At 70.2% G+C, this 18759-nt stretch carries 13 protein-coding genes and 1 pseudogene; 5 read left to right on the forward strand and 9 right to left on the reverse strand.

From position 1 onward, the window contains the following. Positions 1-4 precede the first annotated feature (4 nt). The 6 genes from ABT170_RS35075 to ABT170_RS35100 all read right to left on the reverse strand — a co-directional run bounded on the left by ABT170_RS35075 (position 5) and on the right by ABT170_RS35100 (position 11513). Entirely contained in the window at positions 5-5821 is a 5817-nt protein-coding gene (locus tag ABT170_RS35075; RefSeq protein WP_351874303.1) for a type I polyketide synthase, read from the reverse strand. Further along, positions 5818-6942 (reverse strand): enediyne biosynthesis protein, encoded by a 1125-nt coding sequence (locus ABT170_RS35080; protein WP_502970614.1) that lies wholly within the window; start codon positions 6940-6942, stop codon positions 5818-5820. The genes ABT170_RS35075 and ABT170_RS35080 overlap by 4 nt, the downstream gene beginning before the upstream one ends. After that, positions 6939-8867 (reverse strand): CRTAC1 family protein, encoded by a 1929-nt coding sequence (locus tag ABT170_RS35085; RefSeq protein ID WP_329941240.1) that lies wholly within the window; start codon positions 8865-8867, stop codon positions 6939-6941. The genes ABT170_RS35080 and ABT170_RS35085 overlap by 4 nt, the downstream gene beginning before the upstream one ends. After that, on the reverse strand, positions 8864-9850 hold the full coding sequence (locus ABT170_RS35090) for a DUF1702 family protein (RefSeq protein WP_329941239.1): 987 nt from the start codon (positions 9848-9850) through the stop codon (positions 8864-8866). Before ABT170_RS35090 ends, ABT170_RS35085 begins: the two co-directional genes overlap by 4 nt. Before the next feature lie 96 nt (positions 9851-9946). Next, positions 9947-10930 (reverse strand): DUF1702 family protein, encoded by a 984-nt coding sequence (locus tag ABT170_RS35095; protein WP_351874310.1) that lies wholly within the window; start codon positions 10928-10930, stop codon positions 9947-9949. A 139-nt stretch (positions 10931-11069) separates the two neighbouring features. Continuing rightward, positions 11070-11513 carry a winged helix-turn-helix transcriptional regulator gene (locus tag ABT170_RS35100; RefSeq protein WP_351874313.1) on the reverse strand — a complete coding sequence of 148 codons (444 nt, stop codon included), beginning with the start codon at positions 11511-11513 and terminating at the stop codon, positions 11070-11072. 143 nt (positions 11514-11656) lie between these two features. Here ABT170_RS35100 and ABT170_RS35105 point away from each other — a divergent pair, with 143 nt between their 5' ends. Continuing rightward, entirely contained in the window at positions 11657-12220 is a 564-nt protein-coding gene (locus ABT170_RS35105) for a hypothetical protein (protein WP_329941236.1), read from the forward strand. Between the two features lie 49 nt (positions 12221-12269). Further along, on the forward strand, positions 12270-12716 hold the full coding sequence (locus ABT170_RS35110) for a hypothetical protein (RefSeq protein WP_329941235.1): 447 nt from the start codon (positions 12270-12272) through the stop codon (positions 12714-12716). A 67-nt stretch (positions 12717-12783) separates the two neighbouring features. On the opposite strand, the gene ABT170_RS35115 is transcribed toward ABT170_RS35110, so the two are convergent. Beyond that, positions 12784-14013 (reverse strand): IS701 family transposase, encoded by a 1230-nt coding sequence (locus ABT170_RS35115; RefSeq protein ID WP_329941234.1) that lies wholly within the window; start codon positions 14011-14013, stop codon positions 12784-12786. A 320-nt stretch (positions 14014-14333) separates the two neighbouring features. On the opposite strand from ABT170_RS35115, the gene ABT170_RS35120 reads away from it, so the two are divergent. Further along, positions 14334-14939 carry a TetR family transcriptional regulator gene (locus ABT170_RS35120; RefSeq protein WP_329941233.1) on the forward strand — a complete coding sequence of 202 codons (606 nt, stop codon included), beginning with the start codon at positions 14334-14336 and terminating at the stop codon, positions 14937-14939. A gap of 79 nt (positions 14940-15018) precedes the next feature. Here the strand turns inward: ABT170_RS35120 and ABT170_RS35125 are convergent, their stop codons facing one another. Both ABT170_RS35125 and ABT170_RS35130 read right to left on the reverse strand, forming a co-directional pair. Then, positions 15019-15741, reverse strand: coding sequence for an SDR family NAD(P)-dependent oxidoreductase (locus tag ABT170_RS35125; protein WP_329941294.1), 723 nt, complete (start codon positions 15739-15741; stop codon positions 15019-15021). Positions 15742-15911: 170 nt separating this feature from the next. Next, the gene (locus tag ABT170_RS35130) at positions 15912-16559 is read right to left on the reverse strand and encodes a ScbR family autoregulator-binding transcription factor (protein WP_329941232.1); all 648 of its coding nucleotides are present in this window, start codon (positions 16557-16559) and stop codon (positions 15912-15914) included. A 162-nt stretch (positions 16560-16721) separates the two neighbouring features. Between ABT170_RS35130 and ABT170_RS35135 the strand changes: the two genes are divergently transcribed. Further along, on the forward strand, positions 16722-17639 hold the full coding sequence (locus tag ABT170_RS35135; protein WP_351874319.1) for a ScbA/BarX family gamma-butyrolactone biosynthesis protein: 918 nt from the start codon (positions 16722-16724) through the stop codon (positions 17637-17639). 608 nt (positions 17640-18247) lie between these two features. Then, positions 18248-18759 (forward strand): annotated as a pseudogene (locus tag ABT170_RS35140) (DNA primase); the annotation flags it as partial.

Consider the following 18759-nt stretch of genomic DNA (forward strand, 5'->3'; position numbering starts at 1 on the left):
GCGCTCACCCTTCCGCCCCCTCGGACCGTTCGGCGTCCCGGCCGTCCGTGAGGAAGGCGAACACCGCCGGTTCCAGGGCGTTGCGCAGCGAGGTGACGAAGGTGGCGACGCGCAGTCCGCCCGAGGTGAGGACGACCCAGTTGTCCCGGGTCTGCGGGACCAGGGTCAGGGGCACCCCGCCGAGCAGTCCGGCCTTCTTCAGGCACTCGACGGCACCCCACACCCGGGTCGCCGCGGTGTCGGGGGTCTCCCCCGTCTCCTTGGCCACCAGGGCGGCCAGCCCGGCGTGTTCGCCGAGCAGTCCCTCCCATTCGGCGGCGCCGCGCATGTTGACCGCCTCGACGTCGCAGGCCACGGTCGTCGCGGCGACGACCCCGAGGGTCACCCCCAGGCCGTGGGCCGCCGAGAGATGGCTCCCGTCGTCGAGTTCGGGGCGGCCGTCGGGCCGGTAGCGCACCTCGGCGCTCTCGCCCAGGGCCCGCTGAACGGCCCGCGCGGTGGCCGCGCGGCGCTCGGCGGCGGACTTTCCGGCGCCGGGCAGGTCCGGTTCGACGGCGACGTCGAGATGGGTGCCGAGCACCTCCTCCAGGGTCCGTTCCAGGTACGAGCCGAGCAGCGGCGCGACCCACGGTCCGGAGCCGTCCGACTTGCGGACGGCGTTCAGGGTGAGCCCCTCCCACCGCTCGACGACGGTGCCGTCGGGGGTGCGCACCGCGATGTCGTACACATAGGTGTCGCCGTCCCGGTAGCGCTCGGTGGCGCAGTAGCGCACCTCTTCCGGCAGATCGGTGCCGGCGGCCATGGGGTAGAGCCGCTCGATGCCGGACGGCAGCAGGGTCGCGTCGGGGACGCACACCTGGTTGCCGTGCATCAGCGCGTCCCGCATCCCCGGGTCGGCCAGCAGCAGCGTGCCCGGCAGGAAGCCGGCGAACCAGCCGGACGGCGCGCCGATCGCCACGTCGGCATCGACGTGCCGGGCGGCGGCCCGGTGGAAGCGGCGCAGCCGCTGGAAGCGCTCGCCCTGGAAGAGGACGCCGCCGTACAGGTCGGCCGCCGGGTCCAGCGGGGCGGCCGGGACGTCCGGGCCCACCTGGGCCGGGGGCCCGTCGGGGATGGCCGTACCGGAGTAGTCCAGCCTGGCCCGGAAGTGCTCGGCGACGAAGCCGGTGTCCTCCGCGTGGATGGCCACGTCCACCGTGTCGGTGTCGGTGACGGTGGCCGCGATGCGGATACGGGTGGTCCCGGCGGGCGGCACCACGATGGGCCGCAGGAACCGCGCCCCCTCGATGACCGGTACGTCGGTGCGCCCGGTGACCGCGGCAGCGACCTGGACCATGGCCTCCATGCCCAGCACGGCGGGCAGCAACAGGTTGCCGTCGAGCAGGTGATCGGCGAGGTAGAGGTCGGTACCCGCGTTCAGTTCGACCTCGGTGACCAGCTCGACCCCGTGGTAGCGGATGAGCGGGGCGCCGGTGAACCGCAGCAGCGGCAGCGGCGGCAGGTCCCGGCGTACGGTCTCGATGCCTTCCGTACGTCCGCTGATCACCGTCACCACGGGCGCGTCCGGGTCCGAGATCAGCCGCAGCAGGATCTCGACACCCTGGTCGGGCGAGACCGGGACGATGCCCTCGCGGGACAGGGACTCGACGACGGAGAGCTTCTCGCCCATGCCGATGCCGGACCATACGGACCACTCCATGCACAGGGCACGGCAGTCGGGGTTGTTGCGGGCGACCTCCTCGGTGAGGTCGGCCAGCCATTCGTTGGCGGTGGCGTAGTGCGCCTCGCCGCGCAGTCCGGCCCGGCCGATGATGCTGCCGAAGGTGACGAGGAGCTTCAGGTTCTCCTCGCCGACGGCGTCCAGGACGGTGCGCAGCCCGTCGACCTTGGGGGCGAACGTGGCACGGACGGTGTCCATGCCGAGGCCGGTGAGGGCGGCGGGTTCGTTGCGGCCCGCTCCGTGCAGTACGGCGGTGACCGGGCCGAGCGCCCCGGTGAGTTCGGCGACGGCCGCGGCGACGCGCACGGGGTCGGTGACATCGGCGGCGGCGTAGCGCACCGTCGCCCCGCTGTCCGCCATGCGCCGCAGGTTCGCGGCGAGGTCCTGGTCCTGCGCGGGGTCGGACCGGCCGAGGACGGCCAGCGCGGCTCCGGTCTCCCGGGCCACGGCGAGCGCGCACTCGGCGGTGATGCCCTTGCCGCCGCCGGTGACGAGCAGGACGTCGGAGGAGTTCAGCACCTGGTCGGTGCGCTCGGCACGGACCGGCAGGGCGCGGAGCACCGGAACGCGACGGCTGCCGTCGGCGGCGAGGTGGACCTCGCTGAAGCGGCCGGTCGCGGCGACCTCGGCGGCCACCAGGTCCGCGGCGCCGTCGGTCACCGGGGTGTGGACGACGGTGGTCCGCAGGTGCGGTGCCTCCAGGTGCAGGGTCTTGGCCAGTCCGGCCGCGCCCCGGCCGTGCTGCACCAGGACGAAGCGGCGTTCGCGGTCGCCCGCGAGGGCGGCCCTGGCTCCGTCCAGCGCGTGCGCGATCTGCTCCTGGGAGCAGCCGGGCGGCAGACAGACCAGGACGCCGGAGCCCACCGCGGCCCCTTCCAGGGCGCGTTGCACGTCCTTCGCGAAGGGGTGGTCCGGGGCGGTGAACAGCTCCCACTTCCCGTTCTCCCCGCCCGGTACGGCGGCGGGCCGAGTGATCGCGTCGAGGTCGACGGCGAAGGGACGGGCCCAGGCGGCGGATCCCGCCACGACGGACGCGGTGCCCGCTCCCTCGCCGCCGGTCTCGGCCAGGGTGGTGAGCGCCTCGGCCAGTTCGGCCACCGTGGCGGTGGCGAAGTTGGTCGGTACGTGGGCGGCGGTGAGGCCGAGCTGGACGGCGGCCTGGTTGACGATCTGGCCGACCGTGATCGAGCTCATGTGCAGGTCGTCCAGGAGGCTGCTGTTCTCGTCGACGAGCTCGGGCGGCAGCTCGGCCCGCTCGGCGACCAGGGCGCGCAGCACGTCGAGCGCCGACTCCCCCGCCGAGCTGCCGGCCTGTGCGGTGGCGCCGTCGCCGGAGTCCTCCGTACGCGGGCCGCGGGCGGCCGGCAGGACGACATCGGGTGCCTGCTCGCAGGGGCTGGTCAGGAAGCTGAACTCCGCGCCGACCTCCAGCGGCCGGGTCAGCCGGTCGTTGAAGAGCCGCTCGTGGATGAGCGGGGCGCCCAGCACATAGGCGGCGCCGACGACCTGGAGCAGTCCGCGCAGGGACTCGTCGTCGGTGTTCAGGGCGACGGCCGGTACGTCGGCGGCGGCTGCCGCCATGCCGGCGAGCACCCGGCCGGGGCCGACCTCGATGAACAGGTCGACGTCGGCGGCGGCCGACCGTACCGCCTGGGTGAACAGCACCGGCTCGGTGATCTGCTGCCGCAGCAGCTTGGCGAGGTCGGTGTCGCCGTCCAGTTCCTCACCGGTGACGGTGGAGACGACCCGGCGGTCCACCTCGTCCAGGCGCGCTCCGACGAGCCAGTCACCGAAGGAGTCGGCGGCCGGGGCGACGAGCGGCGAGTGGAAGGCGTGGGACACCGCGAGGCGGGTGCAGGTGACACCGGCCCGCCCGGCCCGCTCCGCGACGGTGGCGATGGCGTCGACGGTTCCGGCCACGACGGTCTGCCGGGGGCTGTTGTACCCGGAGATGACGACGGGGAGCTCCTCGATGAGCGCCCCGGCCTCCTCGGGGGTGGTGGCCAGCGAGGCCATGGTGCCCGAGGCGCTGTGCTCGGCCATGGCCGCTCCGCGTACCCGGGCCGCCTCCAGCAGGGTGGCGGAGTCCAGGGCGCCCGCCCAGTGCAGGGCGGAGAGTTCGCCGAGGCTGTGGCCGACGGCGATGTCCGCCTCGATGCCGAGCGCGTCCAGGACGCGCAGCCCGGCGGCGGAGCCGGTGACGATGCGCGGCTGGGCCACGTCGGTGGCGACCATGTCGCCGGTGGTGGGCAGCTTGGCCCGCCGGTAGACCTCGGCGGCCTCGGTGAAGCGGCGGGCGAGCGCGCCGCCACCGGTCGAGGTGCCCGAGCCCTGGCCCGGGAAGAGGAAGCCGATACGGGCGCTGTCGGAGGCCCGGCCGAGGAAGGTGCGTCCGTCGGAGGAGAAGACCGGGCCGTCGCCCGTCGCCCCGTCGGCGGCGGTGTCTGCCAGCCGGCGCAGCCGCAGCTCCGCGTCCTCGGGCGAGGTGACGACGACGGCTGCCCGGTAGGGCAGTTCGCGCAGTTCCCGCTGGAGGGTGGCGGCCAGGTCGGCGAGCTGTGCGTAGGAGACCTGCGCGGCGAAGTCGGCGATCCGGGTGAGGCGTTCGGCGAGTGCCTGGGGCGACTCGCCGTCCAGGAGCAGGAGTTCGGCGTCCTGGAGCGAGTTGGCCAGGGTGGTGGCGCGGCGGCTGACGGCCGGGCGCTTGGCGGGTACCGGTTTGTCGAGGACGACATGGGTGTTGATCCCGCCGAAGCCCATGGCGGTGATCCCGGCGCGCAGCGGGGCGTTCTTCGGCCAGGCCTCGGCCTTGCGCAGCACCCGCAGGTTGGCGGATTCACCGGTGAGCAGTTCGTGCGGGTCCACACAGCCGATGGCGGGCGGCAGCATCGCCGCGTCCAGGGCCATCGCCGCCTTGATCAGTCCGGCGATCCCGGCGGCGGCCTTGGTGTGGCCGATCATGCCCTTGATGGAGCTGATGACGGCGCTGGGGGCGTTCGGGTCGGCCTGGGCGCGGGCGCCCATGATGGCCGTGAGCTCGGTGGCGTCTCCGACGGCGGTGCCGGTGCCGTGGCCCTCGAAGAGCGGCACGGTGTCGATGCCGAATCCGGCCCGTTCGTAGGCGCGGGCCATGGCGAGCTGATAGCCGCTGACCTCGGGGCGGGTGATGCCGCCCTGCCCGTCGGAGGAGATGCCCCAGCCGGCGATGGAGGCGTAGACGCGGTGCCCGCCGGCGAGGGCGTCCTCCTCGCGCATCAGCACGACCATGCCGCAGCCCTCGCCCGGCCAGAAGCCGTTGGAGCCGCGGTCGTAGAGCCGCATCTCCTTCTTGGCGAGCGCGCCGGTCTTGGCGAAGCCGATGATCTCGAAGGGGTCGATGGACAGGTCGACGCCGCCGGCGACGGCGACATCGAGGTCGCCGCCCAGCAGCGAGGTGGCCGCGGTGGTGACCGACAGCAGCGAGGAGGAGCACGCGCCGTCGACGGTGTAGCCACCGCCGTTCAGGTCGAAGTGGTTGCAGATCCGGCCGGCGATGGTGTTGGACAGGCCGCCCGCGAGGGTGTCCTCGTCGATGGCGGGGAACGGCTTCTTGTAGGCGTCCTCCACTCCTTCGAGGAATTCGCCGAGCCGGTCGTCGTCCCAGTCCTGCCCCTTGAGGGCGTCGGCGAGCACCCGGCGTACGTACGGCCAGCGCAGCCGCATCACGTTGGCGCGGGAGAACTCGCCGGTGAGGGTGTTGCCGACGACGACGCCGGTGCGCTCGCGGGGCAGCCCCTCCCCGACCGGGAAGCCCGCGTCGGCCAGCGCCCGGGTGGCGGTGTCCAGTGCGAGCCAGTGCGTCAGGTCGGTGGAGCGGTAGGTGCTGCCCGCGATGCGGTGGGCGATGCGGTCGAACTCCCAGCCCTCCAGGACCGCGGCGTTACGGGCGTAGAACTTGTCCGGGACCGTGGGGTCCGGGTCGTAGTAGTCGTCCAGGCGCATACGGACGTCGGGCAGCCTGCGGAAGGCCCGCCGGCCGGCGACCGCGTTCTCCCACAGCTCGCGTGGGGTGGTGGCATCGGGGTAGCTGCACGCCACCCCGACTATCGCGATCCTGCTCATACGGGCATCGCCACCTTTTTGTCGTTCTCCGCCCGCGCGCCGGCGCACTTGCCGTGGAAGCAGGTGCCGTCCTGGCACGGGTCACCGGTGGGTACCGCCACGACCACGGCAGCCGCCGCGGGTACGGGGGCGGGGGCGTGGGCGGGTACGGCGACGAGCTGCTCGGCCGGCTTCGCCTGCGCCTGCTGGGCCTGCTCGGCCTGCTTGGCCTCCGCCGCACGCTGCTTGGCCATGAAGTGCAGGCCCCACAGGTAGCCGCCGCGGATCAGGCAGACCAGGGCGGTGGCGAAGAAGATGCCGTACGCGATGCCGAGCCCGGTGAGCACCCCGTACATCGCGGCGACGCCGCCGCCGAAGGCGATCTGGGAGGAGCGCTTGGAGGGCGAGGTGCCCGGGTCGGTGACCATGTAGTTCGTGAAGAGGATGAAGGCCACCCCGGTCATCATGCCGAGCGCCGAGGGGATGGAGGTCCCCATGACGAGGCCGCGGATGATGGCCTGGAGGGCGAAGCCGATCAGCCAGGCGCCGATCAGCCACATACGGCCCGTCAGCTTCGCGTTCAGCATGGTGCCCAGGGTCAGGATGATCGCCGGGAGGACCCAGTCGGCGGGTCCGTACAGATACTCGGTGAAGTGGTACGGCGGGGCGATGCTGGCCCACGGGAAGAGCAGCAGGATGATCGCGATGCCGAAGTTCGACGGGTTCATGTAGTGCCGCATGCGGCCCTTGAGCGGGGCGCGGAGAACCCATTTGGTGCCGACGGCGACGATGACGCCGAACATCATGACCCAGACACGGTCATTGACGTACGTCAGCATGTTCACCGCGAGACCGGTGATGTGCGCGGGGAAGAGGAACTCCACCATGCCCTTGAAGCCGCCGCCCGCGTAGCGCGGTGCGCGCTTCTCGCCGCGGGCGCTGATCGCCTCCAGGACGATCTCCACCGTGTAGGCGGTGATGACCGCGATGAAGGGCCACAGCCAGGGCTGTTCGAAGCCGAGGAAGGTGTACCCGGCGATGTTGAGGATCGAGATCGAGATCGCGAACCGGCGGAGCGCGGTGATGACTTTCACGTCGTGCCGTGGAGCGGCAGCTTTGGTCAATTCGGCAGGCACGGTCACTTCTCCTTGGCATCGGTGCCGAGCTGGAGTGAGTGCCAGCCGGGGCTCAACTGGAGGTCCTGGTTGCGCACCTGTCCGGTGCGGTCACGCCAGGTCAGATGGGTCTGGACCGGTCCGTCGGCGTCCTGGCCGAGGCCGATGTGCACATCCTGGCTGCGCTTGCCGGAGTGGCCGCTGCCGCCGTCGACACGGCCCAGGCGGGTACTGCCGTCGGACAGGGTCACGGTGGCCTGTGCGCCGATGACGGGCGATCCGGCCTCGTCGGTGAGGTTGAGGCCCAGGAAGCCGCCGGCGTCCTGGCTCATGTTGCAGTAGAAGACGGGGTCCTCCCACTGCCGGGCCACGACCAGGTCGAGGCGGCCGTCGCCGTCGGCGTCACCGGTGGCGATGCCTCGGGTCGGCACGGGCACGGCGAGGCCGAGCTGCTTGGACAGGTCGCTGTAGGCGTCGCCGTCCTTGTTCTTGACGTAGAACCGGATGTGCTGGTCACCGGCGAGGTCGTCGCCCTCTTCCACGTGGGGCCAGAAGTACGGGTTCTTGACGATCCCGTCGTTGGCGGTGGCGAGCTCCTGGAGCTGGGCCCAGCGGTTGCGCTTGCCCTTGACGAAGCCGACGGCCTGGGTGATCTCCTGGATGCCGTTGTTGTCGAAGTCGCCCATCTTCACGTCCCAGCCCCAGCCGGACCAGGCGAGGTTGAGCGGGGCGCTCTCGTCCTTGTACGGGGCGACGCCGTCGCGGAACTTGGCCCGCAGGTCGGCCTTGTCCTTGGCCGTGCCGATGAAGGCGAAGTTCGACTCCTGGATACCGAAGGAGGTGGTGATGTTGGAGACGAACGCGTCGTACATCCCGTCGTTGTCCAGGTCACCGAAGTCGACGCCCATGCCCTTGAAGGAGCTGCGCCCGATCTCCTTGGACTTCGGGGTGGTCGCGGTGTGCTTGGCCTTGACCTGGCTGAACTTGAACTTCCCGGGCGTCGACCTGTTGTAGAGCAGCGCCGAGGTCCCGAAGTCGTGGGCGAGATACATCTCGGGGCGCTGGTCGCCGTCGAGGTCGGTGGCGGAGACGCCGAGCGTCCAGCCCTTGTCGATGCTGTCCGGCAGGACGTTCTTGACCTGCTCGTAGCCGGTCGGGGTCCAGCGGAAGAAGTGGCCGCCGCCGCCGTTCTGGGCGTGCGACAGCGAGTCGTTCATCGTCACACCGCCGTCCTTGGTGTCGTCCAGGACGGGGCTGTCGGGGAAGTAGTTGCCGATGTAGATGTCGTTGTGCCCGTCGCCGTCGAAGTCGGCGACGGCCGCGGCGTTGGAGTTCCACAGCGGCCCGGTGTAGATGCTGCCGCCCTGGCCGGGCACCAGCTCGACCGGCTCGAAGCACTTCGGGTCCATCGTCGTCGTGGTGTGCCCGGGTTCCCTCTTCGCCTGGAAGATGACCGGGGTGCGGCCCCAGTAGTAGACGAGGAGGTCCATGGCGCCGTCCTCGTTGTAGTCACCGGGGACACAGCCGATGGGGGCCATGATGTCGCTCTTGGGCAGCGGCGACGGGTCCAGGACGAACGGGGCGTACGACGGGCTCTTCCGGCCGGGCACCGGCGCGGGGGTGACCACGGCCTGGTCGATCTGCGGGTCGGTGATGCAGAGGTCGTTGGGCAGGCCGTCGCCGTCGACGTCGTTCATGGCGACACCCGCGCCGACCGAGGAGATCCATGCCTCGATGTGCTTGTAGGCCTTGTTCACCTTGCGGACGGTCTGCTGCTTGTATCCGCCCGGCATGGCTATCGCCATCGGCTCGAAAGCGAAACTCTGCGCCAGCTCCGCTTTATCGGCGGCACTCGACTCGTGCGGTTTCACCGCATAGAAAGTACTGACCATAAGAGCAAGGGCCACGACTCCGGGCGCCTGCTTCCGCAGCCAGGAAATTGGATGTGTCATGCGACGGCGCCTTTCTGCGCGTGCGGGACGGAAGTGATCGCTGCGGCGATGTGCTGCCGCCAGAGCTCGAATGCCGGGATCTCGCCGCCGTCGCAGCCCGCGGGCGCCGAGTCGGTGCACACCCGCGCGGCCTCCTCGGGGGTCCGGCCGCCCAGCAGGACCCGGGCCGCCACATGCGTATGGGCGATGGTGGTGCCGGCCCGCTCGCGGGCCTCGCAGGCGAACGCGGAGCCCTGTGCCAGGTTCGGCAGGTGCACGCCCGCGTGCTCGGCGAAGCGCCGCAGCTCGCCCTCGTCGGCGCTGCCCGCGTAGGTGCAGGCGAGCCCGGCACCGGCGTACATGTCGCCGTGGCGGTGGGCGGGGTAGGCACCGATGAGGTCGGCGACGACATCGGGGTCGGTGCCGCCGACGAACCACAGGGCGCGGCCGATGCCCTGGTCGATGACCCGGGCGCTGTAGGCGTCCGGGCCTCCCTTCCAGCTGAAGGGATGGACACGGCCGGGCTCGCGGACGTAGGCGTCGGTCTTGAAGTACGCCTGGTGGAAGCCGTATCCGTCCAGGATCAGCCAGCGCAGCACCGGATCGGTCCGGTCCACGTCGGGCCACAGGAACTTGGGCAGTCTGGCCATCGCCCAGCCGATGCCGACGTAGATCATGTAGTTGTGGTGCCGTCCCTCGCCCTCCAGGATTCCGGTCAGCCGTTTGTCACTGCCCGTCAGCGAGTCGAGCATGACGGCACCCATGCCGGCACCCTCGTAGGCGAACCCGCGGAAGGCCCGGGGAACGGTCTCCAGCCATTCGATGGCCTGGCCCGCGGAACGCGCCTCGACCGCGTAGGCGTATCCCTGGAGGAAGCTCGCCCCGACGGTTTCCAGCTGCTGTTTGGCCTCCGCGTTCTTGACGTGGAATCCGCGTGTTTCCAGCTGCGTTTCCCGGACATTGGGTGTGAGGACTCGGCGCCTCAGCGCACGCAAGATGGACACCTAAAAGACCGCCCCTCGATTCCTTTTACCTGAATTTCCCGTTCGTTAAATCGAACATATTGAGTCGGGGTATCCGACCGTCTACTCCAGAAATGCTCAAAGGGCATTCACGAGCAGTTGTTCACGTACCGCGCGGCGCCAGAGTTCGTACGTGGGGACCTCACCGGCGGCGCTCGGCGCGGGCGCGGCGCCGTCCGCGAGCGCGGCAGCCGCCTCGACGGTGATCCCGGCCAGCGCGTGCAGCGCGGTCCGGGTGTGCTCGGGGATGGTGGCGGAGAAGTGGCGGGCCTTCGCCGCGAAGACGGAGCCCTGCGCCACATGGCCGCGCAGCTCACCGGCCTCGGTGCGCAGCACGGCCAGTTCGTCGGCCGTGGAGCAGCCCGCGAAGGTGGCGGCGAGTCCGACGCCGGCCCACAGATCCGGCTGCCGTTCGGAGGCGAACCTGCGCACGGCGGCGCAGACGTGCTCGACGTGCGCGCCGTGGATGAACCACAGGGCTCGCCCGATGCCCTGGTCCACCGCCCGCTGGAAGTAGTCCGGGCGCCCGTCCCAGGCGTACGGGGTGTCCAGGCGCTGGCCGTCGACCCAGCGGGCGGGGTCGAAGTAGGCACGGTCGAATCCGTAGCCGTCGACGGCGAGCCAGGTCATCGGCGGGTAGAACTCCTCGCCGTCGAGATCATCGGGCATGACCTTCTTCCACAGCGGCCTCGGAAGCTTGGCCATCGCAAATCCGATGCCGATGTAGTTGAGGAAGATGTGCCGCCGTCCGGCTCCCTGGAGCAGTTCCGCGGTGCGTCCGCCGCGGCCGGGCATCGAGTCCCGGATGACCGAGGCCATGGTCGCGCCCTCGTACGCGAAGCCCTGGAGTTCGAGGTCGACGAGGGACAGCCGACGCTCGGTCTCCCACAGGTCCCTCGACTCGATGCCCCACTCGAAACCGGTGACCACCGTCTGCGGTATGGCCTCCAGCTGCCTGGTGGCGGTGGTCTCGACCACCGGGAAGCCACGTCCGGCGAAACTCACGTCACGCAGGGACGGAGCCATCATCAGTCTGCGCACAGAGCCCATTGCCGTTGCCACCTGACGCCTCCTCGACCGGCCACCGGACGGTGGCGAACGGCCTCATGGTCGGCTGGCGGCAAAGATCAGGGCATCTTCGCAAATGCGCAACACCCGTGCGCTGAAAGGGGTTTGAGGCCCCCGGAAGGGGCCCGTCAACTCAGCGCGTGCGGCGCACCACGACCTCTTCGTCGTGGATGTCACGGCCGCACGAGACGCACCCCATCCGGACCCGCACATCGCCGTCGCAGCCGATGTGCTCGGCGCGCCGCGGCGGTCCGAGCTCGGTGGGGAGGTTCCGGTCGCCCCACTGCATGAGGGCGATCACGGCCACGGTCAGGTCCCGGCCCATGGGGGTGAGCGGATACTCGTGACGCACCGGCTTGTCCTGGTACGGGACCCGCTCCATGATGCCGAGGTCGACGAGGCGGGCCAGCCGGTTGGTCAGTACGTTGCGGGCGATCGGGAGCTGTCCGAGGAAGCCGTCGAACCGTTTGACCTCCAGAAGAGCCGACCGGACGATCAGCAGGGTCCAGCGCTCCCCGATCACTTCGAGGGCACGGGCCAGCGAGCAGTCCTGTCCTTCATATGTTCTTGGCAGCATCCTTCGACCGTAGCCCTGAGTTGCGTGAAAGGACCCGGACGGGTGCCCGTGAAGACGAATTCGGCAAGCAGGAAGAAGCCCGTACACCGGCGTGACTGCTGTGCTGTGATGAGCCACCGGTCCCGGATCATGGAGGTTCACTCATGGCAACCAGCACCGAAGCGCCGCCGCATCCGCTACGGGGCGGGCTCGACTCCCTCAACAGCAGGCACCATCAACTCGGCCTGCGTATCTTCATGTTCATCGTCGTCGCACACTGGGCGGAGCACCTCGTCCAGGCGGTCCAGATCTACGTCATGGGCTGGCCGATACCGGAGGCGCGCGGCGTCCTCGGTGTGCCCTTCCCGTGGCTCGTCACCTCGGAGTGGATGCACTACGGCTACGCCCTGATCATGATGGTCGGCCTCTTCCTGCTGCGCCCGGGGTTCACCGGCCGCTCGGGCACCTGGTGGAAGGTGTCGTTCGGCATCCAGGTGTGGCACCACTTCGAGCACCTGCTGCTCCTGGTCCAGGTCCTCGCCGGCTCCTACCTGATGGGCAAGGCCGTCCCCACGAGCATCATCCAGCTCATCGCGCCGCGCGTGGAACTGCACCTCTTCTACAACACACTGGTCACCATCCCGATGGTGGTGGCGATGTACTACCACACCCGTGCGGGCCGGTCCGACAACGCCGACGCACGCTGCGCCTGCGCCCCCAAGGACTGACGCGGCGGCCATGAGCACGGGCGGGAGGAAGAGAAAACCCTCGGGGTTCGTGTCCCTGCTGCTTCTGCTGACGGGAGTTCTGCTGCTGTACGTGGCGCTGCCGAATCTGGGCAACGCCGCCAGGGCGGCGACCGCCGACGGGCCACGGGGCACGTTCACCGCGGGCCGTCTCAGCTGTGTGAGTCATCCCGGGCACGAGACCTGCGAGTGGTCGGGAACGTTCCGCTCCACCGACGGCACGGTGGAGCTGCGGGGCGTCAAGCTGTACGGCAGCGGCCGGGACACGTTCGAGGCCGGCCAGAAGGCGGCGGCCGTGGACGTGGGCAACGCGGGGCGGGTCTACGACCCGGCCGGTTCCCATGAGTGGATCTTCACGGCACTGCTGCTGATGGCCGGGTATGTACTGCTCGCGGTCGTGGCCGCGCGGCATCTGATGCCGCCGTCGCTGCCCCGGCCGCCGTCCCTGCCGGTGCCCGCGCGGGCCACCGGAGCGTGAAACAGCGGGTGTGCCCGGCGAAGAGGCCGGGCGCACCCGCTGCCGTTCGCACCGAACGGATACGGCATCAGACGGGTACGGCCGTCAGGGCGGGCACCGCCGGCATCACGGGCATCGGCGGCATCGCGGGAAGTGTGGCGTTCAGTTCGAGCCGGCTGTAGGCACCGGCCGCGGACACCAGCGTCATGTGGTGGTGCCAGCCCGGGTAGGAGCGCCCCTCGAAGTCGAGCAGGCCGAAGTCGTCCTCAAGTCCCTGCACCGTGGTGCCCGCCCGGCGCTGGAGCCGGGTCAGCGCGGCCAGTTCGTCGGTGCGCCGGTGGACCATGTTGGTCAGCCACATCCGGTGGGAGCGGCGTCCCGCGAACGGGCGGACGGCGAAGAGCCGGTAGGTGTGGTGCGGTGCGTGGCGGGCGAGCCGCACCTCGGGCAGGCGCACCAGGGCGGTCATCACCGAGGTGCGGTCCGCCCGGCCGCCGAGGCCGTCGTGGGTGTCGAGCCGGAGATGGCCACTGTGCTTGAGCTCGAACAGACGCTGCGCCTCGACGGCCGCGGGCAGCTCGGAGGCGTACGCCTGCGGGGCCAGTGACCGGCCGGCGGGGACCACCGGGGTCCGGGCGGGCAGGCTGATGACGAAGTCGCGGCCCCGGGCGCTGAGCCCGCGCACGAGCGAGGTCACACCGGTGTAGTAGCTGAGGTCGGCCACGACCGGCGGGGCGCTGAGGTGGGTGCTGTCGCTCAGCGCGTCGACCAGGTCCAGCGCGTGCTGCTCAATGGTGCGGTGACCGGCCTCGTCGGGGATGCGGGCGCGGGAGCGGCGCTGCTCGTCGTTGACCCAGGGGCCGGGCAGCAGCAGGCCCCAGTGGACCGGTACGGCTTCCTTCTCGGTGGTCAGGAACGCGCCTATTCCGAGCTGGCAGTTGACCGAGCGTCCGGTGGCCGGGACGAAGCGGCGGTGCACCCCGCAGGAGTGGTCGCCCCGCTTGCGCAGGACCGCCACGTCGAGGGTCCAGGCGCGCGGGGTCAGCCGCTGTTCGACCCACCGCATCAGCTCGGCCCGCGCCGGGTCCCACTCCCAGGGGCTGGCGTTGACGAACTGGTGCATGGACTGCGAGGCGGTCGGCGAGCCGGAGACCGCGGCGGCGATCCGCCGGACCGATTTCTTCCCCTCGGTGGTGAGCAGGCCCGTCAGATACGCCTGGGCCCAGCCGCGCTGGTCGGCCCTCGGCAGGTGCCCAAAGATCTGTTCGGTGAACGCGGAGACCGGCAGGTGCGCGCGGTCCAAGTCCTGTGCCGCCATGACTGGTTCCCTCCGGCTTCGGTCATCCGATCGACTACCACTATAGAATAGCGAACGTTATCTTTTTTTCCAACGGAGGAACGGCACTCCTCCTCGGCGGAAGGAGAAACGATGCGGCCACCGGCCGGGTACCAGAACGCCGATCACGACTCTGACCAAGGGTTTTTCCCACTTCGGCAACTCCGCGTTGCCCTCGCGCGACCGGTCCGCCCACGCTGGGCCGGTTCATGTCGTCCGGCGGAAAGGAACACCGGAACACCGCATCGGCTGCCGGGTGCCGCGCCAGGAGCGCCGCACCCGCCGGTGCTTTCGGGGACACCATGGTGAAACAGGAGAGGGCCGCGAGGACCCGCGAGACCCTGGTGAGGGCGGCGGCGGCACAGTTCGACCGCGAGGGCTACGCGGGGGCCTCACTGTCCAAGATCAGTCGGGCGGCCGGCATCTCCCTGGGTGCGGTGACCTTCCACTTCCCGAACAAGGCGGGACTCGCCGAGGCCGTCGAGAAGGCGGGCCGGGACGAGGTCACCCGTACCCTGCGGCGGATGTCGGACTCCCCCACCGCCCCCTTGGAACAGCTGGCCGACCTGACCCTGGAACTCGCCCGGCTCATCGAGCGGGAGGACACCGTGCGCGCCCTGCTGCGGCTTGAGCGGGAGCGTGCGGCCACCGCCCACTGGACGGAGATCTGGCTCCCCACAGCCGATGAACTGCTGCGGCGCGCCTACGACAGCGGCGACCTGCGCGCCTCCGCGCACCCCAAGGCCATGGCGACCCTGGTCGTGCATCTGGTGGCCGGGGCCGAGATCGTGCTCCGCCGCCACCGCTCCGCCGGGGCCCCGGCGCCCGAGAGCGCCGCTGACCTGCTGGCCCGTATCTGGCAGCTCGTCCTGACGGGGGTCTCGGCCTCGGAGGCGGCGCGCCTCTGAGGCGGTCGGTCCTGCCGGAGACCGGCCCCGGCCCGATACGGGCCCGGTTTCCGGAGCATGCCGCGGAGCCCCCGGCGGGTCAGACCGCGCTGCACCCGCCGTCCACCGGAACGGCGCCACCGGTGACGAAGGACGATCGGTCACTGCACAACCAGGCGGCGGCCTGGGCGACTTCGGACGGATCGGCCAGCCTGCGCTGGATGGCGCGTGCGGCCACGGGCCGCCCCGATCCGATGCTCGCCTCCGTCAGTTCGGTGAAGGTGCTGCCCACCACCAGGGCGTTGACCCGGATCCCCCTGGCGCCGTACTCGGCCGCCGCGGCCTTCGTCAGCCCGAGCACGGCGTGCTTGGCGGCCACATAGGGAGCCAGCGCCCCGGTGGCGAAGAGCCCCGCGGTGCTGGAGGTGTTCACGATCGTGCCGCCCGTCGACTGGTCCAGCATGAGCGGGATCTGACGGCGCAGACAGTTCCACACCCCCCGTACGTTGACGTCCATGATCTGGTCGTACGCGGAGTCCTCGGTCTCGTGCAGATCGGTGCCCCTGGCCCCCCAGCCCGCGTTGTTGAACGCCGCGTCCAGCCCTCCGAAGCGCTCCACCGCCACCGAGATCACCCGCTCGACGTCCCCGGGGCAGGTGACATCGCCGGTGACCGCGACGGCACGGCCGCCCGCGGCGCGGATCTCGTCGACCAGGTCGCACAGGGGTTTCTGACGTCGGGCCATCAGGACGACCGACGCCCCTTCGGCGGCGAAGAGCCGGGCCGCTGCGGCCCCGATCCCACTGGACGCGCCCGTGATCATGACTCTCTTGCCGTGCAGCAATCCGTTCGACATCTCGTGCATCGACCCCTCCCCCGCACACTCCGCCGACGGCCGAGTGTGATAGCGGTCACCGCATTCCCGGGGGATGACCATAGCGGGCAGTCGATGAACCCCCGAGACCTGACAGCAGAATTTTTGTGGCGCCCGGTTCACCCGGCCACGGACGCGCTCTTCCTGCGGCGGGCGGCCGACCGGCCCCGCGCCTCACCGAACACCAGATGCTCGGCGACGCCCGGCACCGCGATCGCCGGAAGCATGCAGTGCCAGATCTCCTCGACCCGGTCGGGCAGGTCCCGGCGACCGGATTCCATCTGCGCGTGCATCTGCGCCCCGGTACAGGCACTCACCAGCATCCGGGCGAGAGCCGGGATGTTGACGCCCTCCCGGAGCTGCCCCATCTCGTTCGCTTCAGTGAACGCCGACATGGCGACCTCGGTCCACTGCTGATGCGAGTTCTCCTCGGTGGAGATAAAGAGCTCCTGGTCCGTCACCAGCCGGGCACCGGCCAGCAGGAGCGGCTCGTCAAGCATCTGATAGGACCAGGTCAGCGTGATGTCGATCAGCTTCTGGAGGCCGTCCGAGGGGATCGGCGGCGAGACGATATCGGGCTGGCTGCGGACGATCTCACGCGCCAGCGCCTCTTTGTTCTTGAAGTGGAAGTACATCGCCCCCAGCGTCACGCCGGCCCGGTCCGCAATCCGCGAGACGCTTGCTCCAGCAAAACCACTCTCGGCGAAGACCTCTGCGGCAGCTCTGATGAGGCTCGCTCGTGTCCGAAGTGCACGCTCCTGCTTCACTGGACGTTTGTCAGGCAATTCGGACACCACGCCTCTCCCTCGTAGACAAAAAAAAGAATAATCCTTATTTTACAGCACAGGTGCCCGACGTCGGCTTCGAGCATCTGCACATCCAGGCACCCAAGCACGGTCAGCTTCGATGATCCATGGGGAGTGCACGTGATGACTTCATTCAGCGGCCACGGCTCGACCACCCTTCACCCGCAGCGGTCCACCGTAGCCAATCTCCTCGTCCGCAAGACGGACCCCACGGAAGTGCTCGTCACTGAGTGGTACGAAATCTCGGACACCCAGCACGTCGTCACCACCGAATGGCCCTGCTCACACCCGTTCTACACCCCGGAGCAGGAGATCCACAGCCCTCTGCTCTTCACGGAGAGCACACGGCAGGCCCTGGCCCTGCTGTCCCACACCGAGTTCGGAATCCCCCTGGACCACCGGCTGGGCTGGGAGTACATCAGCTGCTCCACCACCCCCGAAGGACTGCGCACCACAGGGTCCCCGGCGGAGGTAAAACTCCACATCACCCACACTTCGGTGAACAGACGGCGCCTGGGCTGCGCCCGTCTGACCGCGGAGATCGAGGCCACCCGTGACGGCGTACGGATGGGCAGCGCCCAGATCAGATACACCGCCTACCCGGAGAACGTCTACCGCCGGCTGCGCGGGCGCTACGCCAGTGCGGCCGAATCCTGCGCCAGGGCACTGCCGCCCGGCCGTCCGGTGAACCCCGCCCTGGTGGGCCGGAAGTCCGACAGCGATGTGGTCCTCAGTCCGACGACCCACGACAACCTCTGGTTCCTGCGGGCCGACCTCACGCATTCCGTGCTGTTCGACCACCCGCACGACCACATCCCGGGCATGGTGCTCCTGGAAGCGTTCAGCCAGGCCGCCGGAATGGTCTGCGCTCCGCAAGCCGTCCGGCCCCTGTCCTTCGACGCGGTCTTCAAGCGGTACGTGGAACTCGACCAGCCCTGCCTGATCGAGGCGGAAGCGCTCACCCGTTCCAGCGTCAAGCTGGTCGCCACACAGGGGGACACGGTGACCGCGTCGGCGATGGTCACCACCGCACCCGCGTAGAGACGCCCACGGCACCCGCACCGGCCGTTTCCGGCCCGCCGTCGCACTCCGGCCGAACCATTTCTGACACGCACCTGTGGACAGGCGTCGACAAGCAAAACGAGTACGGATTATGTTATCTCCGTTCCACAGCTATCACGCGGTGGGAACGGTCACCGTGGTACTCGCGCCTTGCTCGGCACATGGTTTGGCCCCTGAGTCGCTTCGGTCGCTGAGAGGAAGCGCATTGCCCCTTCATCTGGGATTTCACGGAAGTGGCTCGGGGCTGCGCACCCGTTACCTCCATCGCTCGACAACCGCCGCGATCCGTGGGCCCGCCGCAAAGGCGCGGAGCCCACGGAAGACACCCTTACGCCAGACACCCTTACGACGGAGAGCTGTCCGGCCGGCAGCAGGGAGAGGCCGTGGCTGAGGGGGTCAGACCCGAAGCGTCAACGGCCCCCGACCGGCAGAGACAGAACGCGACCAAAGAGCCCGGACGGGAGAACAGGCTTCTCCAGATCGTGCACAGCGTCCCGGCCACCCCGGCCACCCGGCCTCAGCCGGCCGGGAACCGGCCCCCCGCTCCCCCGCAGCCCGGACAGCGTGTCGTCGGTCTCCCCCCTGCCGTGTACTCAGGTCTGTTCAACCAGTCCGCGGGGCACCCGTACTCCACCGTCCCCGGACCGGACGCCCCGGCGGGGCTGTTGCCCGACACCCTGACGGACCGGGGCAACGCCAAACTCTTCGCCTCCCTGCACAGCAGTCGGTTCCGCCATGTACCGGGGCTGGGCTGGTACGCGTGGACGGGCAGCCGCTGGGAACTCGACGAGAACGAGCAGGTGCTCTGGGCGGCCGGGGAGATGGCCGAAGCCCTGGCGGTGACCGACCCGGCCGGGGACCACACCGGCGCGGCCCTGCGCCGCCACCGCCGGAGGGCTCTGTCGACCTGTGGAATCAGGGCCCTTCTGGTGCAGGCGAGGTCGGCGCCGGGGATGGTGTTGAGTGCGGGGGTGCTGGACGCGGATCCGTATGTGCTGTGTACTCCGGCGGGGATCGTGGATCTGCGGTCGGGGGTGCTGCGGGTCCCGGACCCGGACCGGGACTTCCACTCACGCTCGACATCGATCGGGCCGCGGCG

This window comes from Streptomyces sp. NPDC001787 (assembly GCF_040297465.1).
GTDB lineage: Bacteria > Actinomycetota > Actinomycetes > Streptomycetales > Streptomycetaceae > Streptomyces.

What these genes read in the sequence shown, in the direction of transcription:
- ABT170_RS35075 (WP_351874303.1), bottom strand. Translation starts at nt 5,821, where the DNA reads ATGAGCAGGATCGCGATAGTCGGGGTGGCGTGCAGCTACCCCGATGCC.
- ABT170_RS35085 (WP_329941240.1), bottom strand. Translation starts at nt 8,867, where the DNA reads ATGACACATCCAATTTCCTGGCTGCGGAAGCAGGCGCCCGGAGTCGTG.
- ABT170_RS35100 (WP_351874313.1), bottom strand. Translation starts at nt 11,513, where the DNA reads ATGCTGCCAAGAACATATGAAGGACAGGACTGCTCGCTGGCCCGTGCC.
- ABT170_RS35105 (WP_329941236.1), top strand. Translation starts at nt 11,657, where the DNA reads ATGGCAACCAGCACCGAAGCGCCGCCGCATCCGCTACGGGGCGGGCTC.
- ABT170_RS35115 (WP_329941234.1), bottom strand. Translation starts at nt 14,013, where the DNA reads ATGGCGGCACAGGACTTGGACCGCGCGCACCTGCCGGTCTCCGCGTTC.
- ABT170_RS35120 (WP_329941233.1), top strand. Translation starts at nt 14,334, where the DNA reads ATGGTGAAACAGGAGAGGGCCGCGAGGACCCGCGAGACCCTGGTGAGG.
- ABT170_RS35125 (WP_329941294.1), bottom strand. Translation starts at nt 15,741, where the DNA reads ATGATCACGGGCGCGTCCAGTGGGATCGGGGCCGCAGCGGCCCGGCTC.
- ABT170_RS35135 (WP_351874319.1), top strand. Translation starts at nt 16,722, where the DNA reads ATGACTTCATTCAGCGGCCACGGCTCGACCACCCTTCACCCGCAGCGG.